The organism is Clostridium frigidicarnis, assembly GCF_900111985.1.
Taxonomy (GTDB): domain Bacteria; phylum Bacillota; class Clostridia; order Clostridiales; family Clostridiaceae; genus Clostridium_Z; species Clostridium_Z frigidicarnis.
Genome location: NZ_FOKI01000043.1, coordinates 1 through 24,878 on the forward strand (window position 1 = coordinate 1; position 24,878 = coordinate 24,878).

The 24,878-nt window shown below is 29.3% G+C and carries 18 protein-coding genes and 1 riboswitch; of the genes, 17 read left to right on the forward strand and 1 reads right to left on the reverse strand.

The window, feature by feature from the left end:
* The 8 genes from BM119_RS16755 to BM119_RS16790 form a co-directional block, all read left to right on the forward strand.
* Positions 1–1,703, forward strand: a 1,703-nt coding sequence (locus BM119_RS16755) for a thioesterase domain-containing protein (RefSeq protein ID WP_143087346.1), incomplete at its 5' end; no start/stop codon positions are given.
* A gap of 318 nt (positions 1,704–2,021) precedes the next feature.
* Positions 2,022–2,807 (forward strand): pseudouridine synthase, encoded by a 786-nt coding sequence (locus tag BM119_RS16760; protein WP_090042875.1) that lies wholly within the window; start codon positions 2,022–2,024, stop codon positions 2,805–2,807.
* A gap of 596 nt (positions 2,808–3,403) precedes the next feature.
* Entirely contained in the window at positions 3,404–5,485 is a 2,082-nt protein-coding gene (locus BM119_RS16765) for a methyl-accepting chemotaxis protein (RefSeq protein WP_341465760.1), read from the forward strand.
* Positions 5,486–5,715: 230 nt separating this feature from the next.
* Positions 5,716–7,362 carry an ABC transporter substrate-binding protein gene (locus BM119_RS16770; protein ID WP_090042876.1) on the forward strand — a complete coding sequence of 549 codons (1,647 nt, stop codon included), beginning with the start codon at positions 5,716–5,718 and terminating at the stop codon, positions 7,360–7,362.
* A 274-nt stretch (positions 7,363–7,636) separates the two neighbouring features.
* Complete coding sequence (locus BM119_RS16775; RefSeq protein ID WP_090042877.1) at positions 7,637–8,605, forward strand: ABC transporter permease; 969 nt, start codon at positions 7,637–7,639, stop codon at positions 8,603–8,605.
* Positions 8,606–8,638: 33 nt separating this feature from the next.
* Positions 8,639–9,484, forward strand: a complete 846-nt coding sequence (gene opp4C / locus BM119_RS16780) for an oligopeptide ABC transporter permease (RefSeq protein ID WP_177199471.1) — start codon at positions 8,639–8,641, stop codon at positions 9,482–9,484.
* A gap of 8 nt (positions 9,485–9,492) precedes the next feature.
* Positions 9,493–10,482, forward strand: a complete 990-nt coding sequence (locus tag BM119_RS16785; RefSeq protein WP_090042879.1) for an ABC transporter ATP-binding protein — start codon at positions 9,493–9,495, stop codon at positions 10,480–10,482.
* Positions 10,482–11,492 carry an ABC transporter ATP-binding protein gene (locus tag BM119_RS16790; RefSeq protein ID WP_090042880.1) on the forward strand — a complete coding sequence of 337 codons (1,011 nt, stop codon included), beginning with the start codon at positions 10,482–10,484 and terminating at the stop codon, positions 11,490–11,492. The genes BM119_RS16785 and BM119_RS16790 overlap by 1 nt, the downstream gene beginning before the upstream one ends.
* 157 nt (positions 11,493–11,649) lie before the next feature.
* Here BM119_RS16790 and ade read toward each other — a convergent pair whose 3' ends face one another.
* On the reverse strand, positions 11,650–13,380 hold the full coding sequence (ade, locus tag BM119_RS16795; protein WP_177199474.1) for an adenine deaminase: 1,731 nt from the start codon (positions 13,378–13,380) through the stop codon (positions 11,650–11,652).
* Between the two features lie 70 nt (positions 13,381–13,450).
* A riboswitch (purine riboswitch) is annotated at positions 13,451–13,550 on the reverse strand.
* A gap of 618 nt (positions 13,551–14,168) precedes the next feature.
* Between ade and BM119_RS16800 the strand changes: the two genes are divergently transcribed.
* The 9 genes from BM119_RS16800 to BM119_RS20630 all read left to right on the forward strand — a co-directional run bounded on the left by BM119_RS16800 (position 14,169) and on the right by BM119_RS20630 (position 24,833).
* A complete protein-coding gene (locus BM119_RS16800) occupies positions 14,169–16,271 on the forward strand; it encodes a sigma-54 interaction domain-containing protein (RefSeq protein ID WP_090042882.1) in 2,103 nt (700 codons plus the stop codon).
* Between the two features lie 389 nt (positions 16,272–16,660).
* Positions 16,661–17,833 carry a MalY/PatB family protein gene (locus BM119_RS16805; protein WP_090042883.1) on the forward strand — a complete coding sequence of 391 codons (1,173 nt, stop codon included), beginning with the start codon at positions 16,661–16,663 and terminating at the stop codon, positions 17,831–17,833.
* Between the two features lie 143 nt (positions 17,834–17,976).
* Positions 17,977–18,225: a glutaredoxin domain-containing protein gene (locus BM119_RS16810; RefSeq protein ID WP_090042884.1), complete on the forward strand. Its 249-nt coding sequence runs from the start codon at positions 17,977–17,979 to the stop codon at positions 18,223–18,225.
* A 144-nt stretch (positions 18,226–18,369) separates the two neighbouring features.
* The gene (locus BM119_RS16815; RefSeq protein ID WP_090042885.1) at positions 18,370–18,636 is read left to right on the forward strand and encodes a DUF2399 domain-containing protein; all 267 of its coding nucleotides are present in this window, start codon (positions 18,370–18,372) and stop codon (positions 18,634–18,636) included.
* A gap of 436 nt (positions 18,637–19,072) precedes the next feature.
* Positions 19,073–19,576: a QueT transporter family protein gene (locus BM119_RS16820; RefSeq protein WP_090042886.1), complete on the forward strand. Its 504-nt coding sequence runs from the start codon at positions 19,073–19,075 to the stop codon at positions 19,574–19,576.
* A 326-nt stretch (positions 19,577–19,902) separates the two neighbouring features.
* Positions 19,903–20,628 carry an ABC transporter transmembrane domain-containing protein gene (locus tag BM119_RS16825; protein ID WP_090042887.1) on the forward strand — a complete coding sequence of 242 codons (726 nt, stop codon included), beginning with the start codon at positions 19,903–19,905 and terminating at the stop codon, positions 20,626–20,628.
* 89 nt (positions 20,629–20,717) lie between these two features.
* Complete coding sequence (locus BM119_RS16830) at positions 20,718–21,548, forward strand: ATP-binding cassette domain-containing protein (RefSeq protein WP_177199472.1); 831 nt, start codon at positions 20,718–20,720, stop codon at positions 21,546–21,548.
* Entirely contained in the window at positions 21,545–23,158 is a 1,614-nt protein-coding gene (locus BM119_RS16835) for an ABC transporter ATP-binding protein (protein ID WP_090042889.1), read from the forward strand. The genes BM119_RS16830 and BM119_RS16835 overlap by 4 nt, the downstream gene beginning before the upstream one ends.
* Positions 23,159–23,322: 164 nt before the next feature.
* A protein-coding gene (locus tag BM119_RS20630; protein ID WP_423231001.1) for an IS3 family transposase occupies positions 23,323–24,833 on the forward strand; the annotation gives its coding sequence in 2 pieces (ribosomal slippage) (positions 23,323–23,935 and positions 23,935–24,833; 1,512 coding nt in all).
* Positions 24,834–24,878: the final 45 nt, after the last annotated feature.

Here is a 24,878-nt window from a genome sequence, read left to right on the forward strand (position 1 = left end):
ATGTTCAAAGTGATAAAAAAATATCTATAGGAAAACCTATATCAAATACTAAGGTATATATTTTAAATTCATCAAATAAAATACAACCAATCGGAGTACCAGGAGAAGTATTTATAGGTGGAAGTAGATTAGCTAAGGGATACCTAAATAGACCAGAGTTAGATGTAGAAAGATTTATAGAAAGTTTTTATGATAAAGGTAAGAGAATATATAGAACAGGAGATTTTGCAAGATGGTTACCAGATGGTAATATAGACTTCATAGATAGAATAGATAACCAAGTAAAGATAAGAGGATTTAGAATAGAGATTGGAGAGATAGAAAATATATTATCATACCATGAAGATGTTAAGGAGGCTAATGTTTTAGTTATTGAAAATAAGGAGAAGGAAAAGTATATATGTGCTTATGTGGTAAGTGAAAAAGAAATCGATATTTTAAATCTAAAGAGTTACCTTAAGGAAAATTTGCCATCGTATATGGTTCCATCTTATTTTGTACAATTAGAAAAAATGCCAATAACACCTAATGGAAAGATTGATAGAAGAGCACTGCCTAAGCCCAATTTAGATGAATTATCAATTAGCTATGAAGCACCAAGAAATCAAGTGGAAGAAGCTTTAGTAGAAATGTGGAAAGAAATTCTGAACATTAAAAAAGTTGGTATAAATGATAACTTCTTTGAAATTGGAGGACATTCTTTAAAAGCAACAAAACTTATATCAAGAATAAATAAGAAGTTTAATGCTGAGATATCTATAAAAGATGTGTTCTATAAACAAACTATAAAAGAATTATCACATTTTATAGGCGAAAGTAAAAAACATAGTAATAATATAAGTCATGATGATGTTATACTACTTAAGAAATCAGATGAAAACTCTAATGAAAAAGAAGAAAATTTATTTATTATTCATGATGGAAGTGGAGATATAGGAGGATATATAGAATTATCTTCAAATTTAAAAAGTAACATTAAATGTTGGGCAATCAAAGTTGATAAAAAAGTTATTTATAATCCTAACAACTTCACAATTGAAGAACTTGCAGAAAAATATATAAATATAATAAAAAATATTCAACCAAGCGGTTCTTATAATCTTGCAGGATGGAGTTTAGGTGGGGTAATAGCTTTTGAAATGGCTAGACAATTAGAAAATAATAATGACCAAATCAAGAATCTTTTATTAATAGATTCCTACATCAATCCTAAGCTGATAAGCTATACTAAAGTCTTAAAAGAAGATGTTTCTTTAGATACTGAAAAGATGAATTTAATTAGTTATATTAATAATGATAATATTAAAGAAAAAATAGCTAAAAGGTCTGCTATAGATGAAAAATGGGATGTTGTGAGAGCAAATCTATCTAAACAGGAGTTAGATGAAATTAAATTAAGATTGCCTGAAGAGTTCACAAATATAATACCAAGTATAGAAGAGCTTGATTTAGATGAATTAGTAAGTAGTATTAACGTAATTAGAAGACTAACTAGTGCATTAAAATCATATAAGCCTAAAAATAAGGTTAAAAAGCAAGCTATTCTATTCAAAGCAAAAGAAGAATCACAGCTTAACTTAAATAAATGGAATAAATATTTTGACAACAAACTTATTGTAAATGAAATGAATGGGAATCACTATACAATACTTAAAAAAAGCAATGTAGAGTATATTGTGGCTAGAGTTAATAAACTTTTATAATTAAAACATATTATAGGGTTTTTAGTTATTCAGGATAACAAATTTTTACGGTTATGTTCTTGAACACATAACCGTAAAAACTAGCTTAAGTGTAACACTTCTAAGGGAGCTAGTGGTTAAACCCAAAATGGACATCTTTACGTATAAGTAAAAGTATTGTATATTAATATATGCAAATTCATATGAGCATGAGTTTAATATATTAAAGATAAAATCGATCCTTAATAGGAACAATAATTAAAGTAGTGAGGAAAGTTAATATTTTATTTAGCGGGAGTGGCCTAAAATTATTTTACAAATTATTAGAAGAGGGAAAATATGAGATTAGATAAATTTTTAGCAGAGTCATCCATTGGAACGAGGAAAAATGTTCGCACTTACATTAAAGAAGGTGCTGTAAAAGTCAATGGGCAAGTGATAACAGAACCAGCAATAGAAATTAATGAAAATATAGATTTTATTGAGTATCTTGATAAAGTAGTTGATTATAGGGGAAAAGTGTATTATATGTTCCATAAGCCTGCGGGATGCATTACTGCAACAAAGGATGAAGTTAATAAAACAGTCCTTGATTTTTTTCATGAGGACAATATGAATGGAATATTTCATGTTGGAAGATTAGACAAGGATACAGAAGGATTATTGTTGCTTACTAATGATGGGGAATTTGAGCATCATTTAATGTGTCCTGGAAAACATGTTGAAAAGAAATATTTTTTTGTAGCATTAGGTTCACTAAATGAAGAAGGTATTAAAAGACTAGAAAGTGGAATTTCCATTGGAGAAGATGGTGTACTAACGAAACCTGCAAAGATAGAAATAGCAAAACATGGATCATATAAAGAATTTGAAGAAGAAATGGATATTAGAAAGTTCTACAATATGGAGTCAAACTGTTACAATCAGCTGGTTGTCTCCGGATATCTTACAATTTCAGAGGGACGCAAGCACCAAGTTAAGCGTATGTTAAAGGCAGTAGGATGTTATGTGGTATATTTAAAGAGGGTATCCATTGGGAGTTTAATGTTAGACGAGTCATTAGAAAAAGGCCAGTATCGAATGTTAAAAGAAGAAGAAATCCAAAAGTTATTAGGAAATTTATAAAACTTTAGAAGTTAAGTTTAGGATAATGGAAATATGAAAATTGTAAAATGGTAATACATAATATAGAGAAAATGACTATTTTATAAGGGCCAAGGATTATTATAACATTGCTTGATGAGACTTAGGTTAAAGTTATAATTGAATAAAGAATTTTAAATAGCCAGCTAAAGTGATGAATAGTCACCTTCACTGGCTGTTTTCTTTTGTGTGTGGGATATTGTGGAATTTAAATATACTAAATGATGATAAAACCTAGGTTTAAAGATTATTTTTAAATTTAAGAATTATAAGACTTAAAGCGTGACGTAGTGTGAATAAAGTCTTATTTAAAATTATTTGTAAAACGGTATATATTATAGTGTAAAAGAGACAATAACAAGTTGAAACACACTGTGGATAGGTGTTACTAAAATAGAAAAATATGCAATATGAGAGTCGATGCATGTGAAAAAAATAGCAATTTCATAAAGAATAAAGTATACGATTACGATAATTTAATAGAGGGGCTTAAAAATAAAAACTATATAATAAAAAAATTATAAAGTATATGAGACAAAAATTAAGGACATTTTAATATGAAATTGTGGAGGGGAACAATGAAATCTATAAAAAAGCAACTACTACTAAGTGCTATATCAATAGTAGGAATATCATTTTTAATATCAAATTTAATTTCTAGTTACTATATGTCAAACCAATTAAAGCAAGAAGTTTACGAAAATAATAAGGTTTTAGCAAAAACCATTGGAAACAGTGTTAAAGATTATATGGAATCAGGATATGCTTTAACAGAACAACTAGTAAATGGCAGATCAGTAAGTGATTTTATACCAGAAAACCAAACTGAAGCAATTAAGGATACCATAGAGAGAAATCCATACTTTGATGCATTTTGCATTCAGGATATTAAAGGAGATCAAACATCTAGAACTCAAGGGGAATTGACTAATAGAGCTGATAGATGGTGGTTTAAAAAATCCATAGAAGACAAAAAGCCTTTCATTTCAAAATCTTATTTAACTGTTAATGATGATAGTTATGCTGTAAATTCAATTATTTATCCTATTGTAAATAAAAATAATGAGTTCGTAGGAGTAATGGACGCTGATTTAAAACTTTCAGAATTACAAAACATAGTAGAAGAGTACAGTAATAAAGAAACTTATGCCTATGTTTTAGATGGTGAAGGAACGGTAATAGCTCATCCAGATAAAGAACAAGTTATGGAGATATATAATTATAAAACTATGACTAAAACTGTTAAAGTTAAAGATTTTTCTGGTAATGTAATAAAGGATGAAAATAGTGTTCCTAAAGTAGAAAATGAAAACATTAACATTCCAGAAAAACTAAAAGAAATAACAAGTGAGGCATTAAAGGGAGAAAAAGGGATTAATAACTATGTTGATATAAATGGAAATAAAGTAATTAGTGCTTATGATACTATAAAACTTCCAGGAAGTTCGGATAATTGGGCTGTTATAACGGTTCAAAAAGAATCAGATGCTTTTTCTATGATAACTAATCTAATATATAAGAATGTAGTTGTGGGTTGTGTATTGTTAATAATTGTTTTAATTATTGTAATAATGCTAGCTAACCATTTTATTAAACCTATTTATAAAATTAAAAATTTTGCAGAGAGATTGGCTAAATATGATTTTTCCACTCCAATTACTATTGGAAGAGAAGACGAGTTTGGGCAAACAAGTATAGCTTTAAATATGGCACAAGAAAATATAAGTAGTTTAGTAAAAGTGATTATGGAAAATTCACAGGATATAAGTGCTTCTTCAGAAGAACTTTCGGCTACAGCAGAGGAACTATCATCAAAAGCAGAAAATATTAATGAGGCTGTAAATACAATTGCAGGAGGAATGCAGGAATCTAGCTCTGCATCAGAAGAAATAAGTGCTTCTGTTGAAGAAATAGATTCAAGTATAAATATATTATCCTCAAAGGCTATGGAAGGAAGCAATAATGCAAATCAATCCAAAGAAAGAGCTACAGCAGTTAAAAATAATAGTGAAAAGGCTATAGAAGAAACAAGAAAAATATATGCTGAAAAACAAAAAAACATGGAAAAAGCTATTGAGGATGGAAAAGTAGTGGATAGTATAAAAGTTATGGCTGACACTATAGGAAGTATAGCAGAGCAAACAAATTTACTTGCATTAAATGCAGCTATAGAGGCAGCAAGAGCTGGAGAGCAAGGAAGAGGTTTTGCAGTGGTAGCAGAAGAGGTAAGAAAACTCGCAGAGCAATCATCAGAAGCAGTAATAAATATTCAAGATACCATTGATAAAGTTCAACAGGCTTTTAAAAGTAGCATTGATACAGGCAGTGATATGTTAGAATTTATAGATACACAGGTTAATGAACAATTTAATGCTTACGGAGAAACAGGAAATAAGTATTATAATGATTCAGATTTTGTAAGCAAAATGTCTGAAGAAGTAGCAGCTATGTCAGAAGAAATTACGGCTACAGTTGGAGAAGTAAGTGATTCGGTTCAAAATATGGCACAGACATCACAAAAATCCAGTGAAGAAGCAGTTTCAATAAAAGAGAGTATGGGTGAAACTACGAAGGCTATAGAACAAGTGGCATTAACTGCACAAAGTCAAGCAGAACTTGCACAAAAATTAAATGAAATAGTTCAAAAATTTAAGATTTAACTGGAAAGGCATACTTTTATTATAAAAGTATGCCTTTGATGAATGTGCTTTATCTAAGAAGACAGTAGTCGTAATAAGAAAAAACTATAGAAAATGCTTTTGCTATATAAAAATAAAATATAACAAATTTTCTAAAATATGTAGTGAATAAACCATAAAGTGTTATAATAAAACAGGAATTTAAAGCAAAATTTTTGGGAATATTATGATGAGTTTGAGGGGGATGTAACGTGAGAAAAAAATTATGTAAGATTTTAGCTGTTTTAACTATAACCTCTATTGTTTTTGCGGGTTGTGGTAAAACAGGTGGCGAAAAACAAAAACAAGGGAAAAAAGGTGGAGTAGTTAGAGAAGCTATTTCAATGGCACCAGAAGGGGTGTTTATGCCAGCACTTTTTACTTTTAATAATGATGCTAATGTTAATTCAATACTTTATGAGGGGTTAGTAACATTAGATGAAAATATGGATGTAAAACCAAGTCTTGCTGAATCCTATGAATTTTCAGAAGACAAAAAAACTGTAACATTTAAACTAAGGAATGGAGTAAAATGGCATGATGGAGAAGCTTTTACTGCAGATGATGTAAAATTTACTTTTGATTTTTGCTCCAATGCTAAATATAATGGACCAAATACAATGTTTGTTAAAAATATAAAGGGTTACGATGACTTTAAAAATGGTAAAACAAATAATATTGAAGGTGTCAAAAAGGTAGATGATAATACAATAGAGATAACTACTAATGATGTATATGGATCAGCGTTAATTAATTTTGGGTATATGATGAAAATAGTTCCAAAACATGTTTGGGACAAAGAAGATATAGAAACTGCACAAAAAGATACGGATTTAATAAGGAATCCAGTAGGAACAGGTGCTTTTAAATTAGAAAAATTCACTCCAGATCAAGGGGTTGAGCTTGCTGCAAATGATGATTATTGGAATGGAAGACCTAATATAGACAAATACATATTTAAATTAGTTAGTCAAGAAACAGTAGAAGCAGAGTTTGCTAATAAAGAAATAGACATAATGGGAGTAGAAGATGTAACAAAAGAAGAGGAAGAAGATTATAAAAATCAAGGGTTTAATATAGAAGAGATAACTAATAATGCATATCATTATATTGGGATAAATTTAAGAAAACCTGAATTCAGCGATAAAAGAGTAAGACAAGCTTTTGCTTATGCTTTAGATCGTGAAACTATTGTAAAGGATGTTTTAAATGGACATGGTAAAGTTTCAAGTAATCCATATCCATCAAATTTCTGGGCACATCCAGATGGACTAAATGAATATAAATTTAATACAAGTAAGGCTATAGAGCTTTTAAAAGAAAGTGGATTTGAATATAAAGAATCAGAAAACAAAATGTACTATAAAGGAAATCCATTTAAATTTACTTATAAATATTCTTCAGGAGACGAAAATAAAAATAAATATGCATTAATATTACAACAAAACTTTAAAGATATTGGTATAGAAGTTGAACTTAAACCTATGGAGTTTACGGCTATGAGTAATGATGTTAAAACAGGAAACTTTGACACGTATTCAATGGGTATAGGTAATTTTTATGATGGAGATTTATCAGCAAGTTATCTTTCAACTTTAACACCTCCAAATGGATACAATTATACAGGATTTAATAATAAAGAAGTTGATGAACTTTTGATTGAAGGTTCTAAGCTTATGACAAAAGAAGAAAGAAAACCTATATTTAATAAGATTGCTTTAAAACTAAATGAAGAGTTACCAGTTGTATATAGCTACCATTGGAACAGCTCAGTAGCTGTAAATAATAAAATTAAAAATTTCAAAAATGCACAACCAATATACAGACAATACGCAAAAGATTGGTATATAGAAGAATAAAAAGCAGAATAATATTTAATTAACTTTATATGAATAAAAATAAAAATCTATTTATGACTTAAAAACACATTAAATAGTAAGAACATTTTATAGTTGAAAATTGAAAGTTGATAGCTGAAAGCGAGGGATGAAGTCTTTTTAGTAAGATTTCTAAAATAAAAAGATATTATTAAAGAAAATCTGTGATTTTCAACCATAACTTTCAACTTTCCACTCTCAATTTTCAACTTTTATTTTTAAAATGAAGTAATTTAAGATTTAGAGGTTGTGAAATATGAGTAGATATTTCTTGAAAAGAATTTTAACAATGATTCCAGTATTTATAGGGTTATCCATAATTATATTTGCACTTATAAATAGTGCACCTGGAGATCCATACAGTAATATCGTTGAGGGACAGATTACTATTTCGGCTTCCGATAAGGAGAAGGCATTAAAAGCCATGGGACATTATGATCCAATTTATATAAAATATAGTAAGTGGATAGGAAAAATATTACAAGGTGATATGGGTACTTCTATAAGATATAATGAACCAGTTTCAGACATAATAAAAAGAAGAATATTAAATACATTTTTACTATCAATTATTACGTTAATTTTAACCACGTTAATAGCTATTCCTTTAGGAATAACTTCAGCAGCAAATTCATATTCAATTAAAGATAAACTACTTACCATATTTGCTTTTATAGGCATCTCTATACCAGGGTTTTTCATAGCTCTTGTTACAATAAAAATTTTTGCCGTTGATTTAAGATGGTTTCCTATATCGGGAATATCAACTATTAATGATGATTCAGTAGGAATTTATAAGTTCTTCGATATAGTTAAGCATATGATTTTGCCTGTTATATCAATGACTGTGATAGAGGTAGCATCTCTTATGAGATATACAAGATCATCTATGATAGATGTTTTCAGTGAAAATTATATTAGAACTGCTAGGGCTAAGGGATTAAGTGAAAAAATAGTTGTATATAAACATGCTTTTAGAAATGCTTTAATACCAATAGTTACTTTATTAAGCATGTCACTTGGATATATATTTGCTGGAACCATATTAATTGAAACTATATTTGTATGGCCAGGCATGGGAACTTTATTTTATCAATCCATATCTAATAGAGATTATCCATTAGTTATGGGATGTGCAATGATATTTTCAGCTAGTATATTACTGGCAAATTTATTTTCAGATTTTGTTTACTGTATTGTAGATCCAAGGATAAGGTTCAAGTAAAATCAATGTTAATTAAAGAAAATGGTGAAATTTATGAATATAAAAAATAAAAAGTTTAAGTTGTTATTAAAAAACAAGAGGGCTTTGTTTGGGTGTGTTTTTTTAATTCTTATTATTCTAATTTCCTTATTTGGAGTATTAGTAGTTACTCACGATAGAGATTATATAAATACAGCCATATCAAATACACCGCCAAGTTTAGAACATCTATTAGGCACAGATGATTTAGGAAGAGATATTTTAATAAGATTAATTTATGGGGGAAGGGTGTCTTTAGCTGTTGGAATAGGAGCAACATTTATATCATTAACTATAGGAGTAATTCTAGGGGCTGTTGCAGGATATTTTGGTGGAATTATAGATATTGTGATAATGGTTCTTGTAGATATTTTTATGTGTCTACCTTTTTTCATAATAGCTATAATATTAGCATCTTTAATAGGACCTAGTGTATGGAATTCAGTTATTATAATAGGCTGTCTTGGTTGGACAACTATTGCTAGAATTGTTAGAGGTCAGGTACTTGCCTTAAAAGAAAGACAATTTATAGAAGCGGGAAGATGTATTGGAATGGATTCCATGGATATAATATTGAAACATATTATTCCTAATATAATATCTCCTATAATTGTATATGCTACGTTAGGAATTGCAGGAGCTATTTTGGCAGAAGCGGGGCTAAGCTATTTAGGAATGGGAGTAAAACAACCTATTCCAAGCTGGGGAAATATGCTTTCAACTGCTAGAAATATGAAATCTCTTATGATGTATTGGTGGGAATGGGCACCAGCAGGCGTGATGGTATTTTTAACCATACTTTCTATTAATTTTATAGGAGATGGATTAAGGGATGTTATAAATCCTAAGTCAAAGGAGTAGTACATTATATGGATGATAATATATTAGAGGTGAAAAACTTAACCACTAGTTTTAAGGTGGATGAAGGTAAAGTTAAAGCTGTAGATAAAGTTAGCTTTGATTTAAAAAGAGGAAAAGTATTAGGCATTGTTGGAGAGTCGGGATGTGGAAAAAGCATAACAGCCATGTCTATAATGGGACTTGTTGGGGCAAAAAATGGGTTGATAGAAAATGGACAAGTTTTATTTGAAGGGAAAAATTTATTGGATTTAAATGGTTTAGAGATAAACAAGGTTAGAGGTAATGAAATTTCAATGATATTTCAGGAACCTATGATTTCTTTAAATCCAGTACTTAAAATAGGAGATCAAATAGGAGAAATATTAAAAGTACATAAAAACATAATTGGAGCTGAGAATAAAAAAAGAGTTTTAGAGATGTTAAGATTGGTTGGAATAAAAAGAGAAGAGGAGATTTTAAATGTTTATCCTCATCAGTTAAGCGGAGGTATGTGTCAAAGGGTTATGATAGCTATGGCTTTAGCATGTACACCTAAACTTTTAATAGCAGACGAACCAACAACAGCACTTGATGTAACAGTACAATCTCAAGTATTAGAGTTAATTAATGATATTAAGGATAAGTTTGAAATGTCTGTAATGTTTATAACTCATGATTTAGGGGTTATTTGTGAAGTAGCAGATGAAGTTATGGTGATGTACGCAGGAAGTGTTGTTGAAAAAGCTCCTATAGAAGATATCTTTGATAATCCTAAACATCCATACACTATAGGATTAATCAATTCTAGACCAGAAAATTTTAAAAAAGGTGAACCACTTAAATGTATTAATGGTAAAGTGCCTAAACTTTCAGAGATATCAGAAGGATGCCTATTTAGTGATAGATGTGATTATGTGAAGGATATATGTAAAATTAACAAGCCTAAATTAAAAGCTATAAGTGAAGGACATGATGTTAGGTGCTTTAGATATGATTGGAAAGAGGAAGGTAAGATTTAATGGAAAATATAAATCTTAATAAGGATTCATTATTAGAAGTTAATAATTTAAAATGTTATTTTAATGATGATAATAGATTGTTTAGAAAAAATAGCAGAGTAGTTAAGGCAGTAGATGGATTATCTTTTAATATTAATAAAGGTGAAGTATATGGATTAGTTGGGGAATCAGGTTGTGGAAAGTCTACAACGGGTAGAGCTATATTAAATTTGATACCTAAAATTGGAGGTTCTTTAAGGTTTGATGGAAAAGTTATTTATGATGTTGAAAAGAAATATAGTATAAATAAAAAAGATATGAAAAATGCAAGAAAAGAAATGCAGATGATTTTTCAAGACCCATACTCATCTTTAGATCCTCATATGACCTTAGGTAATATAATTAAACAAGGTATGTTAAAACATAATCTTATAGATAGAAAAAATTCTAGAGATGAAATTAAGAACATACTAGAAATTTATAGGCTTAGAGGTGAATGTATTGATAAGTATCCACATGAATTTAGTGGAGGGGAAAGACAGAGGATAGGAATAGCTAGAGCTTTAGCATTAAAGCCTAAATTTTTAGTATGTGATGAGCCTACATCCGCATTAGATGTTTCTATACAAGCACAAATTCTTATGCTTATGGATAAGCTAAAAAAAGAAATGGATTTAACATATCTTTTTATATCCCATAATTTAAGCTTAGTAAGGTATTTTTGTGATAGAGTAGGAGTTATGTACCTCGGTAACATTGTAGAAGAAGCTAGTGCTGAGGAGTTATTTTCAAATCCAAAACATCCTTATACCAAATGTCTAATTTCTTCCATACCTAGAACTCATCCTAGAGAGAAAAAAGTTAGAATAAAATTAAAAGATGAAATACCAGATTTACATAAGGATATAGAAGGATGTAAATTTAATACAAGATGTCCATATACTAGTGACAACTGTAAAAATGAAGTTCCGGTATTAAGAGAAATTAAAAAGGGACACTTTGTTTCATGTAATAGAACAAATCTTCATTAGATAATTTTGGTTCTAATATATGAATGTTAGATAAATTAAATAAACACTAAAATTAAGAGGAGCATTATAGCTCCTCCTTTAAGTTAAAATATTAAAACAATTTAATGCTGAATATTGATGCTCTTTATAAGATTCTGGGTGGAGATAAAGAAGATTTCTAAAATGATGCATCAATATCTATAAACTGAAAATTAGTAACATCAAATAATCCTTTATCTGTTATTTTAATTTCTGGAATCACCGGAAGTGATAAAAATGCAAGAGTCATAAATGGCTGTATAAATCTATTTACATTTAGTTCTTCATAGCACACTTTTAGCATTTTGCATAAAATATGGCTTACCTCTTCCATAGTTAAATTAGACATAAGACCAGCTATAGGAAGTTCTAATGTTTCTATAATTTTCCCATTAGAACATATAGTAATTCCGCCATTTACTTTTCTGAGTTCTTTAATTGCAGTAAGCATATCTTCATCATTATCGCCTATAACAACAAGATTATGGGAGTCATGTGCCACTGTTGAAGCTATTGCTCCGTTTTTTAATCCAAAGTTTTCAACTAATCCAAGACCTATGTTTCCAGTAGCATTGTGCCTTTCGATTACTGCTATTTTAAGTATATCCAAGTTTTTATCATATTTAAATAAACCATTTTTGTCTATTGGAACTTCACGCTGAACTTTTTTTGTTATTAAACTATTAGGTAGTAGGCTGATTATATTTGCTATATTAGATTTAAGTTTAATATTTAAATCATACTTGTTCAGACATTTTATATTTACAGTATCAGTAACATCAACAGGACATGTAGAGTTTGTATCAAATAAAGGTTTTTTATTTGAAGCTACTAATTTACCATCTTTGAAAACTTGTATTATATTAAACTCTTCTAAATCATCTAGCACTATTAAATCAGCATCATATCCAGGTGCAATAGCGCCTAAATTTTTTAATCCATAGCATTCTGCTGCATTTAATGTTGCCATTTTTATAGCAGATATAGGATCTATTCCATTTTTTATAGCTATTCTTATACTATTATCTATATGACCTTCCGTTAATATATCTTCTGGATGTCTGTCATCGGTACATAATATGCATCTTTTCATGTTTTCAGGTGTAATGCCTTTTACAAGAACTTCTAAGTCTTTAGCTGCAGAGCCTTGTCGCATGGCTATGTACATACCTGCTCTAATTCTTTCAAGCATTTCATCTACAGTAGAACATTCATGTTCTGTTTTTATACCTGGAATTACATAAGCATTTAATTCTTTACCTGAGATTCTAGGCCCGTGTCCATCTATTATTTTATTGTGAGATTTTATAAGATCTATTTTTTTAAGTACACTGTCTCTAGCATTTATAACAGCAGGATAATCCATTAATTCTCCTAACCCTAAAACTCTAGGGTTTTCTATAAAAGTTTTTAATTCTTCAACTTCAAGTATAGCTCCTGAATCTTCAAAGGAAGTTGCAGGAACGCAGGAGGGAAGCATAATAAATGTATTTAGCGGAAGATATTTAGTTTCGTTTAGTATATATTTTATGCCCTCTAATCCGCATACATTAGCTATTTCATGAGGATCCGCAATTATAGTTGTGGTTCCGCGAGGCACAATAGCTCTTGCAAATTCAACAGGAGAAACCATTCCAGATTCTATATGTATATGACCATCAATAAGTCCAGGACATACATATTTGCCTTGTAAATCTAACTGTTTTTCTCCTTCATATGCACCTATACCTATTATTTTACCAGCAGCTATAGCTATGTCTCCATGAATAATTTCATGAGAAAACACATTAACTATTTTACAATTTTTAAGAAGTAGGTCTGCTTTTTTCCTACCTGATGCTATTTCTATCCTATCTTTTATTGAATCTATCATAATTTACCTCATTTTCCTAATTATTTAATATTTTTTTATAAAAAAATCCTGATTATGAAGAAAATACACATAAATGTATTCTCTTCGTAATCAGGAATTATTGGTTCCTGGTAGATACCCCCAAACCATATAATTGGAGTTATACGAAGTTAGTTTTATTTATTATTAAAAAAAGTAATTGTATTAATAATTCAATATAATACCATAAACATAAAAAATGTCAATAGTATTTAGTACAGAACCAAGCTTTATTCAGGTGGGTTCTTTTTATGTTTCGTTTTAGTGTAAATTAATAAGTTCCTGTTTTATATTTATTTCAAAGGATGAAAGTGAAAAGTACTAAATATTTGTAAAATTGTGATAAAGCTTCATATAATTAATGTATAATTTATTATATGGTATTCAATAAAATGTTGAGGAAGGGGAAAAACATGGGCATGGAATGGTATGCTATGATAGCATTAAGAAACGGTGGGTATAAAATAATGCCACATACACAGTTGAAGGGGTATCAGGTGAGGATGTTTTTGATGAAGCAATGATTTATTTTCCAAATGAACATGAATTTATAAAATACAAAGAAGAGCTTCAAACTAAGATTAAAGAAAGTAAAGTTAATGGGAGACTTGCATTGAAACAATAACTAAGCTTAAGTATAAGAAGTTGTGTACACTTTATAAGGTACATATGATTAAAAAACAAGATTTGGAAAAAATTTTTATATATTAGAAAATTGAGTAAATAATTAAATATATAATAATACACTAAAGAGGGGTGGTATCAGAATGCAAAAAAGCATTGCAGTTGTTACATTAGATGCAATGGCAGGGTTATTTTATGCAGAACAATTAAAAAAACTATTTGGTGATTGTATCATAACTAATGAATATAGCGTAAGGGAAAATACAACGCAAAATATCCAGAAGGCAGATCTTTATTTAGTGTCTACAGATGCTTTTGAAAGCAGTGAAGAATATAAACGATATATTCCTAAGGATGGGGAAATGGTGAAAATCAATATGACTTTTACAAAGGAAACTATTGAGCGACTTGCTATTATTTCAAAAGGAACTAAAGCTATGATGGTGAATTTAAGTTATAAAATGACAAGGGAAGTTATAGCTTCTCTAAGTAGTCTTGGAATTAATCAGATTGAATTTTATCCTTTTTATCCTGGGATGAGAGAAATAAAAGACATTGATTTTGCTATTACTCCTAGTGAAAGTAGATATGTTCCTAAAAACGTAAAAAAAGTTATGGATATTGGGCAGAGAGTTATGGATTCATCTACAATTGTAGAAATAGCACTAAAGTTAAAATTTGATCATTTGTTAGACAAAAAGATTTTTCAAGAATATTTTGCTTCTATAGCAGTTAACAACTATAGTATTCATCGATTGTATGATCGTTCATTAAGTATGGAAAGTCAATTTGAGATACTATTGAGTATTTTAGATGAAGGAATTATAGGAATTGATAGTGAAGGACATATTTTTTCGTATAACCAGAAAGCAGAAAACATAGTTGGAATGAAAAATGGAGATTTAATTGGGCAGTTAGTTCTAGAGGTGTTACCCCAAATTCCTTTTGAGGAATGTAAGAAAAACATAAGAACAATAGGACCTAAACTTATAAGAATAAATAAAGTTTACATTAATATGACCATTTACCCAGTTATTCGAAATAAAAAGTTTATTGGAGCTTTTATTAGTCTTACTAGTTTTTCAGAAGAAGAATATAAGCAAAATAATTTAAGAATTCAGTTGTGTAATAAAGGTTATAAGGCTAAATATACATTTGAAGATATTATAGGTAAAAGTCATGCTATTCAAAAGGTGTGTAGTATTGCAAAGAATATGGCAAAAACAAAGGCTACTATTTTAATTACAGGGGAAACTGGAACTGGAAAAGAATTGTTTTCTCAAGCTATTCATAATGCTTCAAGTAGAAAGGATTATCCCTTCATTGCTATTAATTGTGGGGCTATGGCTGACAATCTTTTGGAAAGTGAATTGTTTGGATATGAGGAAGGTGCTTTTACAGGAGCAAAAAAAGGTGGAAAAACAGGTCTATTTGAGTTTGCCCATAAAGGTACAATTTTTTTGGATGAGATTGAAGGAATGAGCCCTGCTCTGCAGGTGAAACTTTTACGGGTAATTCAAGAAAGAGAAGTTACAAGGATAGGGGGACATTCCATTATACAAATTGATGTTAGAATTATTGCTGCTACCAATGAAAGGTTAGAGAAATTAGTAGAGGAAGGAAGATTCAGAAAGGATTTGTATTATAGGTTAAATACTCTACCTATAGAACTTCCACCTTTAAGACATAGAAAAGAGGACATTATGCTACTTTTGGAAGATATGAAAAGAAAGGTAGCAGGGAATTTTCAGCTCAGCCAAGATGTAAAAGATATTCTCTTGTCTCATAAATGGGATGGAAATGTAAGAGAACTTCATAATTATGTTGAATATTTTACATACATGGATCAACCTTTAATTACTATTGAAGAACTTCCTATGGGATTAAAAAAAGAAGAAAAGAACAAGGAAGATTTTGGGGCACACAATGAGATTTATAATGAAGTATTAGAGCAATATAAAGAAATTATAGATGCCCATGAAAATGAGTTTGATTTTGTTTTGGATAAATTAGCTGTGGCTTATGAAGAAAGAAAACCAATAGGTAGAAAGAGACTTTCAGAGTATGCTGATGAGGAAGGTTTATTTTTAACAGAACAAGAAATACGAAATATGCTAGTGAAACTTGCCAAAATAGGGTTAATAAATTCATCAAAGGGGAGAGGTGGTAGTCGCATAACAAAGCTTGGTATGATGATTTATAAAACAGAAATAGTGTCTAAGAATAGGAAATATAAAAAAGATTAAATGAGAAAAATAAATCATAAAATTATATATTAGTAAGGAATTAATAGGTTTCTTTGGGTGAAGTTTTAACCAAATAAACCTATTATTTTTAATATTAGACGAGGTTTTACTAAAAATAAAATTATTTGATGTAAAATATAGATAATATAAACTTGGCATAATTATTGCTAAAGTATTTTGTAACAATAATGCTAAGGCACATTCAAAAAAATAACAAGTCAGAATGCTAGTCTATTTTGTGCCATACTACGTCAGCGATAGTAGCCCATAACCTATGCTATGAACTAATATCACTTCCTTGTCTGACACAAAATATACATGGCATCTTGGACTTGTTATTTTCTTTCATGTGCCTAATAACAAATTAGAAGCAAACGAGGTGATAGAAAATGCTTTATAATTTTGATGAAGTAATTCATAGAAAAGAAACTAACTGTGCAAAGTATGATGAGCTTACAAAAAAGTTTGGAACAGATGATGTAATTCCTTTATGGATAGCAGATATGGATTTTCGCACAGCTGAGCCAATTATTGATGCAATGAAAGAAAGAGCAGAACAAGGTATATTTGGATATGTTTCAAGACCAAACGAATATTTTGATTCTTTGTGCAAATGGCAAAAAAAGAGACACAACTGGGAGATTAACAAAGAACTTTTAAGTTTCAGTGTTGGAGTTGTTCCATCTCTTGCTGCTTTAATACGACAATTAAGTAAAATTGGTGATGAGATTTTAATTCAAACACCAGTATACCCTGAATTTTACGATATAGTAGAAGCTGCAGACCGAAAAGTTTTAGTAAATCATCTAGTGGAAAAGGAGGGAGAATGGAACATTGATTATACTGATTTCGAGAACAAACTAAAAAGACATCCAAAAGCTTTTATCCTTTGTAATCCACAAAATCCGACTGGACACCCATGGTCAAGAGAAGAGCTTACCAAGATGGGTGAACTATGTATTCAATATGGAGTAACAGTGATTTCAGATGAGATTCATGCTGATTTAATGCTATGGGGAAATAAACATATTCCTATGGCAAGTATTTCAGAGGAATTTGCAGCTAACACCATTACATGCACGGCTATAAGCAAAACTTTTAATTTAGCAGGATTACAAGCTTCTTCTGTAATCTTTAATAACCAAGAGGAGAAGGGCAAATTTGAAAAGTTATGGCACAGCTTAGAAATCCATAGAAATAGCAGCTTTAATCTTGTAGCTTCTATTGCTGCTTATAATGAAGGAGAAGAGTGGCTTGAACAGCTAATAAAGTACTTAGAGGGAAATATGAAATTCATTCATGATTATTGTGAAGAATACATTCCAAAGATTAAAGCCAATATTCCAGAGTGTACTTATTTAGTATGGCTTGATTGTTGTGATTTAGGCCTTACAGATGAGGATTTAAATGAATTTATGATTAAGAAAGCTAAAATTGGATTGAATGCTGGTAATTGTTTTGATAGAGAATTAAAAGGATTTATGAGATTGAATGCAGCATGTCCACGATCTATTCTTGAAAAAGCACTTAATCAGTTAAGAGAAGCAGTTAATACCTTATAGGAAAACCTTGTTAGGTCTAAGAAAAGAAAAATAGCATAATAATGCTTATAGGGAACAGTGTTTTATTAGGTTAGGCTTAATTAGGTGTGAAGTAGATATGCTAAAAAACAAATAATTTTTAATTGAAGAGAGGGGAAAATAAAATGAAAATTACTATATATGGAAGTGACTTGTGTTCAGATTGTAGAGGTGCAAAGGAAGTATTTGAAGAAAATAAAATAGAGTATGTTTTTAAGGACATAACAAAAGAATTAGTAAATTTAAAAGAGTTTTTAGCTATAAGGGATACAAATCCCTGTTATGGTAAGATAAAGGAACAGTATGGACTTGGTATTCCATGTATTGTAAAAGAGGATGGAAGTGTGACTTTAGATCCTAAAGAGTTGATTTAATTTTATTTAAAGATACTAAAAACAACTAAAGATGTTACATATTTTAAATTGGAAGAAACAATATGATAATAAAAACATTTTACATGTAACACAATGGATCATTACTATTAAGGATGAAATATAAAATAGTACAACTATTTAGATTTGGAAGCTTTTGATAAGAGTAATAATGACATATTTCCAATCAAATTATATAGTGATTGGAAGGAACTTTTACAACTATCTATGAGTAATCTTTTAAAGATAGAGTATATGAAGGCTAAAAATAATACTGTTTTTATTTTTGAGAATCCAGCTGTATTTCATAGAATTTCAAAAGTTTTTGATGATTGTATTTCCATAATATGTACAAGTGGACAATTAAATTTATCTTCTTATATGTTGTTAAATAAAATAACAAATTTAGGTTAGGCACATTCAAAAAAATAACAAGTCAGTATATATGACATCTTCGAGTTGTTATTCTCTTTCATGTGCCTTATGTTCTTTCTATAAAAAAATTATTAATAGTTGAATGGTTACATTATATAAATATTGGAATCTAGGATTGAAATATTGATTTAAAGCATATTATGAAATATAATAATAAAAGAAAACAAATAATAGACAGTTCGTAAGCCTCCTGTCTTAAAACAAAACTACGGTAGTTTAATTGAGTATTAATTGAAAGGGTTGTAGAGTTATTTGCAACAACAATTAATATTTACTCATGTTAGTTTGCTATGCCGTAGAATAATTTCTACGGTTTTTTTGCTTTTTAGAGAGTTTTACTGCATTCTAAAGTATGTAAAAAAATAGTTATTTTAAATTAACAGGCTTATAATATATTTTTAAAAGGCGGATTTAAATGAGAAACAATAGTGTAAAAAGAATAGTATTTTCAGCTTTGATAGCAGCAATATATGCTGTATTAACTAATGTATTGGCACCAATAAGTTATGGACCGGTTCAATTTAGAATTTCGGAAATAATGGTATTATTTGCCTTTATAGATCCATTTTATATTGTAGGCTTAACCCTAGGATGTTTTATGGCTAACTTATCTAGTCCCAATGGAATCTTAGATTTATGTGTAGGGACTTTAGCAACATTTTTAAGTGTTTCTGCTATAAGCTTCACTAGAAAATATTTAAAAGATAAAACATCAAGTTTGATAATAGCTTCATTATGGCCAACTATAATAAATGGACTAATGATTGGGTACATGTTAAATTATATAGCAAAATTACCTTTATTCTTAACTATAGGTGAAGTTGCTTTAGGAGAATTTGTTGTTATAACATTAGTTGGAGTACCAGTATTTAGACTGTTAACAAAGAAAATGAAATCTACATTAGTAGATAGAATATAATTAAAATTAAGAAGTCAGGATTTTAACTAATTCCGGCTTCTTAATTTCTTGTATAGAAAATTATACTTAAAAATATGTAATTCATAAGAATAAGGGATAAGATATTAAAAGTAACCTTTAGTTTAGATTAATTGCTAAATTAAAGGTTACTTTTTTTGTGAAATTTGATTTAAATAACCTAACTTGTCCATAATTATTTATTGGAATAGTAATAGTTTATCCTAAACAACTTAAAATGATATTTTGAAATATTTTACATAACAAAAATTTTATTGTAAAATATAGTTTAAAAGGGGTAATAAACCAAAAAAGTGGGGGATTTTAAATTGAAAGAATTATTGTTGAAAAGAAAGAGTCGGTTTATTCTTTATTTAGTGGCTTGCTTTATACCTGTTATAGATCACTTGTTAATAAACCTTTCTATGGCATTATTAATAGGAAGTGTGGAAAAAGCAAGTATGGAATATTTTATAAAAATACTTATTTTTTCTATTGGTGTAGTAATTTTAGGTACAGCATTGTATATTATTTCAAGATTCATGAGAATTTCTTATATGAGGGATACTATTTTAGATGTTAGGGTAAAAGCATTCGATAAAATATTAAAATCCTCTTACAAGAACTTTAGTAAAAAGTCAAAGGATACTTATATATCAAATTTAATTAATGATATAAATGTCTTTGAAAACACTTTTTTCTTAAAGTTAATAAACTTTATCTTTTGTGGTGGAGTATATGTTGTTTCAATAATTATATTAATGGTACTTGATTATAAGTTTGGCATAGCTATGACTATTGTTTCTATAATATTATTTTTTATAAGTAAAGCTTTTGAAAATAAAACTGTTAAACTGCAAGAAGAAATTTCAGAAAATAATGAAAATTTCGTGGTGGATATTTCAAATACTTTTAATGGATTAGAAATACTTAAGCTTAATAATATAGAAGATAAATTTTTATCAAAAGCTTTAAAATCTACAATTGGACTAGAGAGAAAAAAGTTTAGCTATACAGTTTTACGGATGTACAACAGAGATCAATTAACTTTTTAGGATATATTATTTTTATTGGCACATTATTTTATGCATCAACTTTGATTTCTAATGGGGTATCTCTAACTAGGATTGCTTTTATGATACAGATGTCCAATGGTTGCATATGGCATATTTCCGTAGTATTACCTTTATTAAATGAGTTAAAGTCAGCCTCTAAGATATACAATAAAATCACTATTGGTCAGCAAGAAAAAGAACTTAAATTTAATAAAGAAGAAGATTTTTCTTTCCAATCTGAAATTTGCGTAAAAAATTTATATTTTAACTATGAGGAGAAAGAAATATTTAAAGATGTATCTTTTAAAATAGAAAAGGGTAAAAAATATTTATTAAAAGGTGCAAGTGGAGCTGGTAAATCAACTTTAATTAAGCTATTATCTATGGTTTATGAGGACTATGAAGGGGAAATAACTGCAGATGGAGTGGATTATAGAAATATAAAAGAAAGTAGTTTAAATGAAAATATTTCTTTTATATATCAAGATGTTTTCCTTTTTGAAGATACTATATTTAATAACATTGCTTTATTTAAACCTTTTAGTGAAGAAGAGGTGTTGGAAGCTTCTAAGAAAGCAGGGTTAGAAGAACTTTTAAATAAAAAAGAAAATGGATTAAGTGAAATGTTAATGGAAAATGGAAAAAATCTATCTGGGGGAGAAAGACAGAGAATATCTATTGCTAGGGCAATAGTTAAAAAATCTAAAATTTTATTTGTGGATGAGGGTACTTCAAGTTTAGATGAGAAGCTTGGAAGAAAAGTTGAAAATACAATTTTAGATATTGATAGCACTGTTATTGCTATTTCTCACAGATATTATGAAGGTATAACTGTGAAATATGATTATGTTCTAGAAGTTAAAAATGGAACAATAAATCAATATAGTGCTGAAGAATACTTTGAGGAGGAGGCCATATGAAAAAGTCAATTTGGAAGGCCTGGCCATTTTTAGTATTAGCTTTAGGAGTGGTCCTTTGTAATGCAATTTTAGAGGGTATGATTACTATTTATATGATGAAGATAATTGATACTGCCATTTCAGGTGATAAGACATTGCTTTTTCAATCGTCAAAGAAAATTTTACTTATGGCAATAATTTTATTACCTGCAAGCATTCTCTTATCATATACTAAAGGTCTTTATAAAGTAAAAGCTTTAGTTTCAATGAAGAAAGTCTTTGTGGATAAAGTTTTTCATAAAAATATAAATGAATTCCAAAAAGACAATAATGCTAAATATGTTTCGTCTTTAACTAATGATATGAATACAATTGAAACGAATTATATTACCGGAGTCTATGAAATTGGATTTAATATTATATATTTTATAGTTGGTTTTATTGTAATAGCTTCTGTTAATATTTATGCTTTAGGCGTAGGTATTTTAATTGGAGTTATTATAACGGTAATATCTATGTTTATAAGTAAGCCTCTACAAAAACATCAAAATCATAGAAGTAGTTTATTTGAAGAGTATACTACTTACATAAAGGAAGTGCTTAGTGCATTTCAAATTATTAAAGCAAATAATTTAAATACTAAAATTCAAGGAGAGTTTTATAAAAAAAGTAAAGATATACAGTATAAAGGGTATGTTATAGATAAAATAAACACATATATTGTATCTACACAAAAATTCATAATAACTCTATCTTATTTTTCTTTGATAGCGGTAGTAGTGTTTATGTGTATAAAAGGATATTTAACTTTTGGTGCTGTTGTTCTTATAGTTAATAATATGGAGAAGGTATTAAATCCTTTAATGCAGTTTTCAGAGTGGCTTCCTAAAATTTTATCTGTAAAAACTTTGTTTAACAAGGTGGATGAGGTTTTAATAAATCATGATAGTTATAATGAAACTATAACAGTAGATTCTTTTAGAGAAAGTATTGAATTTAATAATGTTTCCTTTAGTTATGATAATAATGAAGTTCTTAAAGATGTGAACCTTAGTATTAATAAGGGTGAAAAATATTTAGTAGTAGGACCTAGTGGAGGGGGGAAATCAACTTTACTGAAGCTACTTAGAAAATATTTTATTCCTAAAAAGGGTGATATTTTACTAGATGGGCAAAACTTAAAGGATATAAAAAAAGAAAGTTACTTTAATAATATATCTAATGTAGAACAGCAAGTATTCTTATTTGAAGATACCCTTAGAAACAATATAACCTTATATAAGGATTATAGTGAAAAAGATATATTTGATGCCATAGAAAAAGCGGGGTTAGGTGATTTTGTAAATGGGTTACCTCAAGGTTTAGATACCATAATTTTTGATAATGGTAAAAATATATCTGGTGGAGAGAAAAGCAGGGTAGCCATTGCAAGAGGATTACTAGGAAAAACAGATATAATATTCCTAGATGAGGCCTTTGCAAGTCTTGACTCTTCTGTAGCAAAGGAAATAGAAAATACATTGCTTAACTTAGAAGGAATCACAATTATTAATGTAAGCCACGTAATATTTGAGGAAACCAAGAAAAGTTATGATAAGGTATTTGTTGTTAAGAATAAACTTGTTTGTTAATGAAAAGATAGATAGAACTAATAAATCTATTAAAGTTCCTTCAAACTGTGATATGCTCCCCTTAAAGTAGACAGATTAAAAAATAAAAATCTGTTGCTGGAAAGGGGAGTATTTTTTTGTCCGGAAGAACTAAATATACAGCAGAGGAAAAGTACGAAATTTTAATGGATTATGAGAGTGGAACTAGCTCAATACAAGAACTCTGCATTAATTACAGTATTAGTACCTATGCTTTTTATAAGTGGAGATACAACTACGAGAAGTATGGAGTAGATGGATTGAGAGAGTCAAAAACTTACAAGAAATATTCAAGAGAACTAAAGGAACAAGTTGTTCTTGAATATCTATCTGGAAAATATTCACAAAGAGAACTTGTGAATAAATATGGATTAACAGATAAATCAGTGTTGAAAAGATGGATAAACAATTATAATAGTCATAGAGAAGTAACGGCAATACCGAAAGGAATGAGAAAATCTATGGCAAAAGGAAGAAGTACGTCTTTTAGAGAAAGAATTGAAATTGTACAGTACTGTATTGATCATAAAAATAACTATCAGCATACTGCTGAGACGCATAATGTTTCTTATCAGCAAGTATATCAATGGGTTAAAAAATATGAATTTGGTGGAGAAAATGCACTTCAGGATAGACGTGGTAAGAAGAATGAAACTGAGCTTACACCCGAAGAGAAAATAAAACTTGAAATGAAAAGGCTTGAGGCTGAAAATGAAAAATTAAGGGCGGAGAATGCATTCCTAAAAAAATTGGAGGGACTAGAAAGGAGGCGGTATTAAGCCGTATAAGACAAGAAAATAAGTATATTGCAATTTCAATGCTCCATGAAAAAGAGAAGTTCTCTGTATCTTTATTATGCGAAATAGCAATGATTCCACGCTCTTCATACTATAAGTGGACAAAGCGTGAAAAAAGCGTTCAAGAGACTGAAAACACGATGTTAACTGCAGAAATTGTTAAAATCTATGATGAAGTAGATGGTATCTATGGTTATCGAAGAATGACTTTGAACTTAAATCATAGGCTAAATAAAAACTTTAACCATAAACGCATCTATCGACTTATGAGACTGGCATCGTTACAATCTGTAATTCGCAGAAAGAAGAAACGTTATGTCAAGTCTGCTCCGCAGCAGGTAGCAGAAAATTTACTAAATCGTACGTTTTCAGCCGATAGGCTGAATCAGAAGTGGCTTACTGATGTTACTGAGTTAAAATACGGTAACTCTCAGAAGGCCTATTTAAGTGCCATTTTTGATCTATATGACAACTCTATTGTCGCATATGTTCTTGACCATTCTAACAATAATGATCTTGTTTTTAGTAACTTAGACCTAGCCTTATCGGCTAATCCGGGCGCAAGCCCTATGCTTCATAGCGATCGTGGTTTTCAATATACATCTTATGGTTTTAAGCGTAAGCTAGATGAAGCTCAAATGACACAAAGTATGTCACGTGTGGGCAAATGTATTGACAATGGACCAATGGAGGCTTTTTGGGGTACTCTTAAATGTGAAAGGTACTATTTGCATAAATATCATACATATGAAGAACTGACTAATGCAATCAATGAATATATTATCTTCTATAATACTAAAAGACTTCAAAAAAGATTAAACGGCCTAAGCCCATTGGAATTTAGGGCTTTAGCCGCTTAAGTAGTTTTTATTATTTCCACTGTCTACTTGACAGGGTGCAGTTCA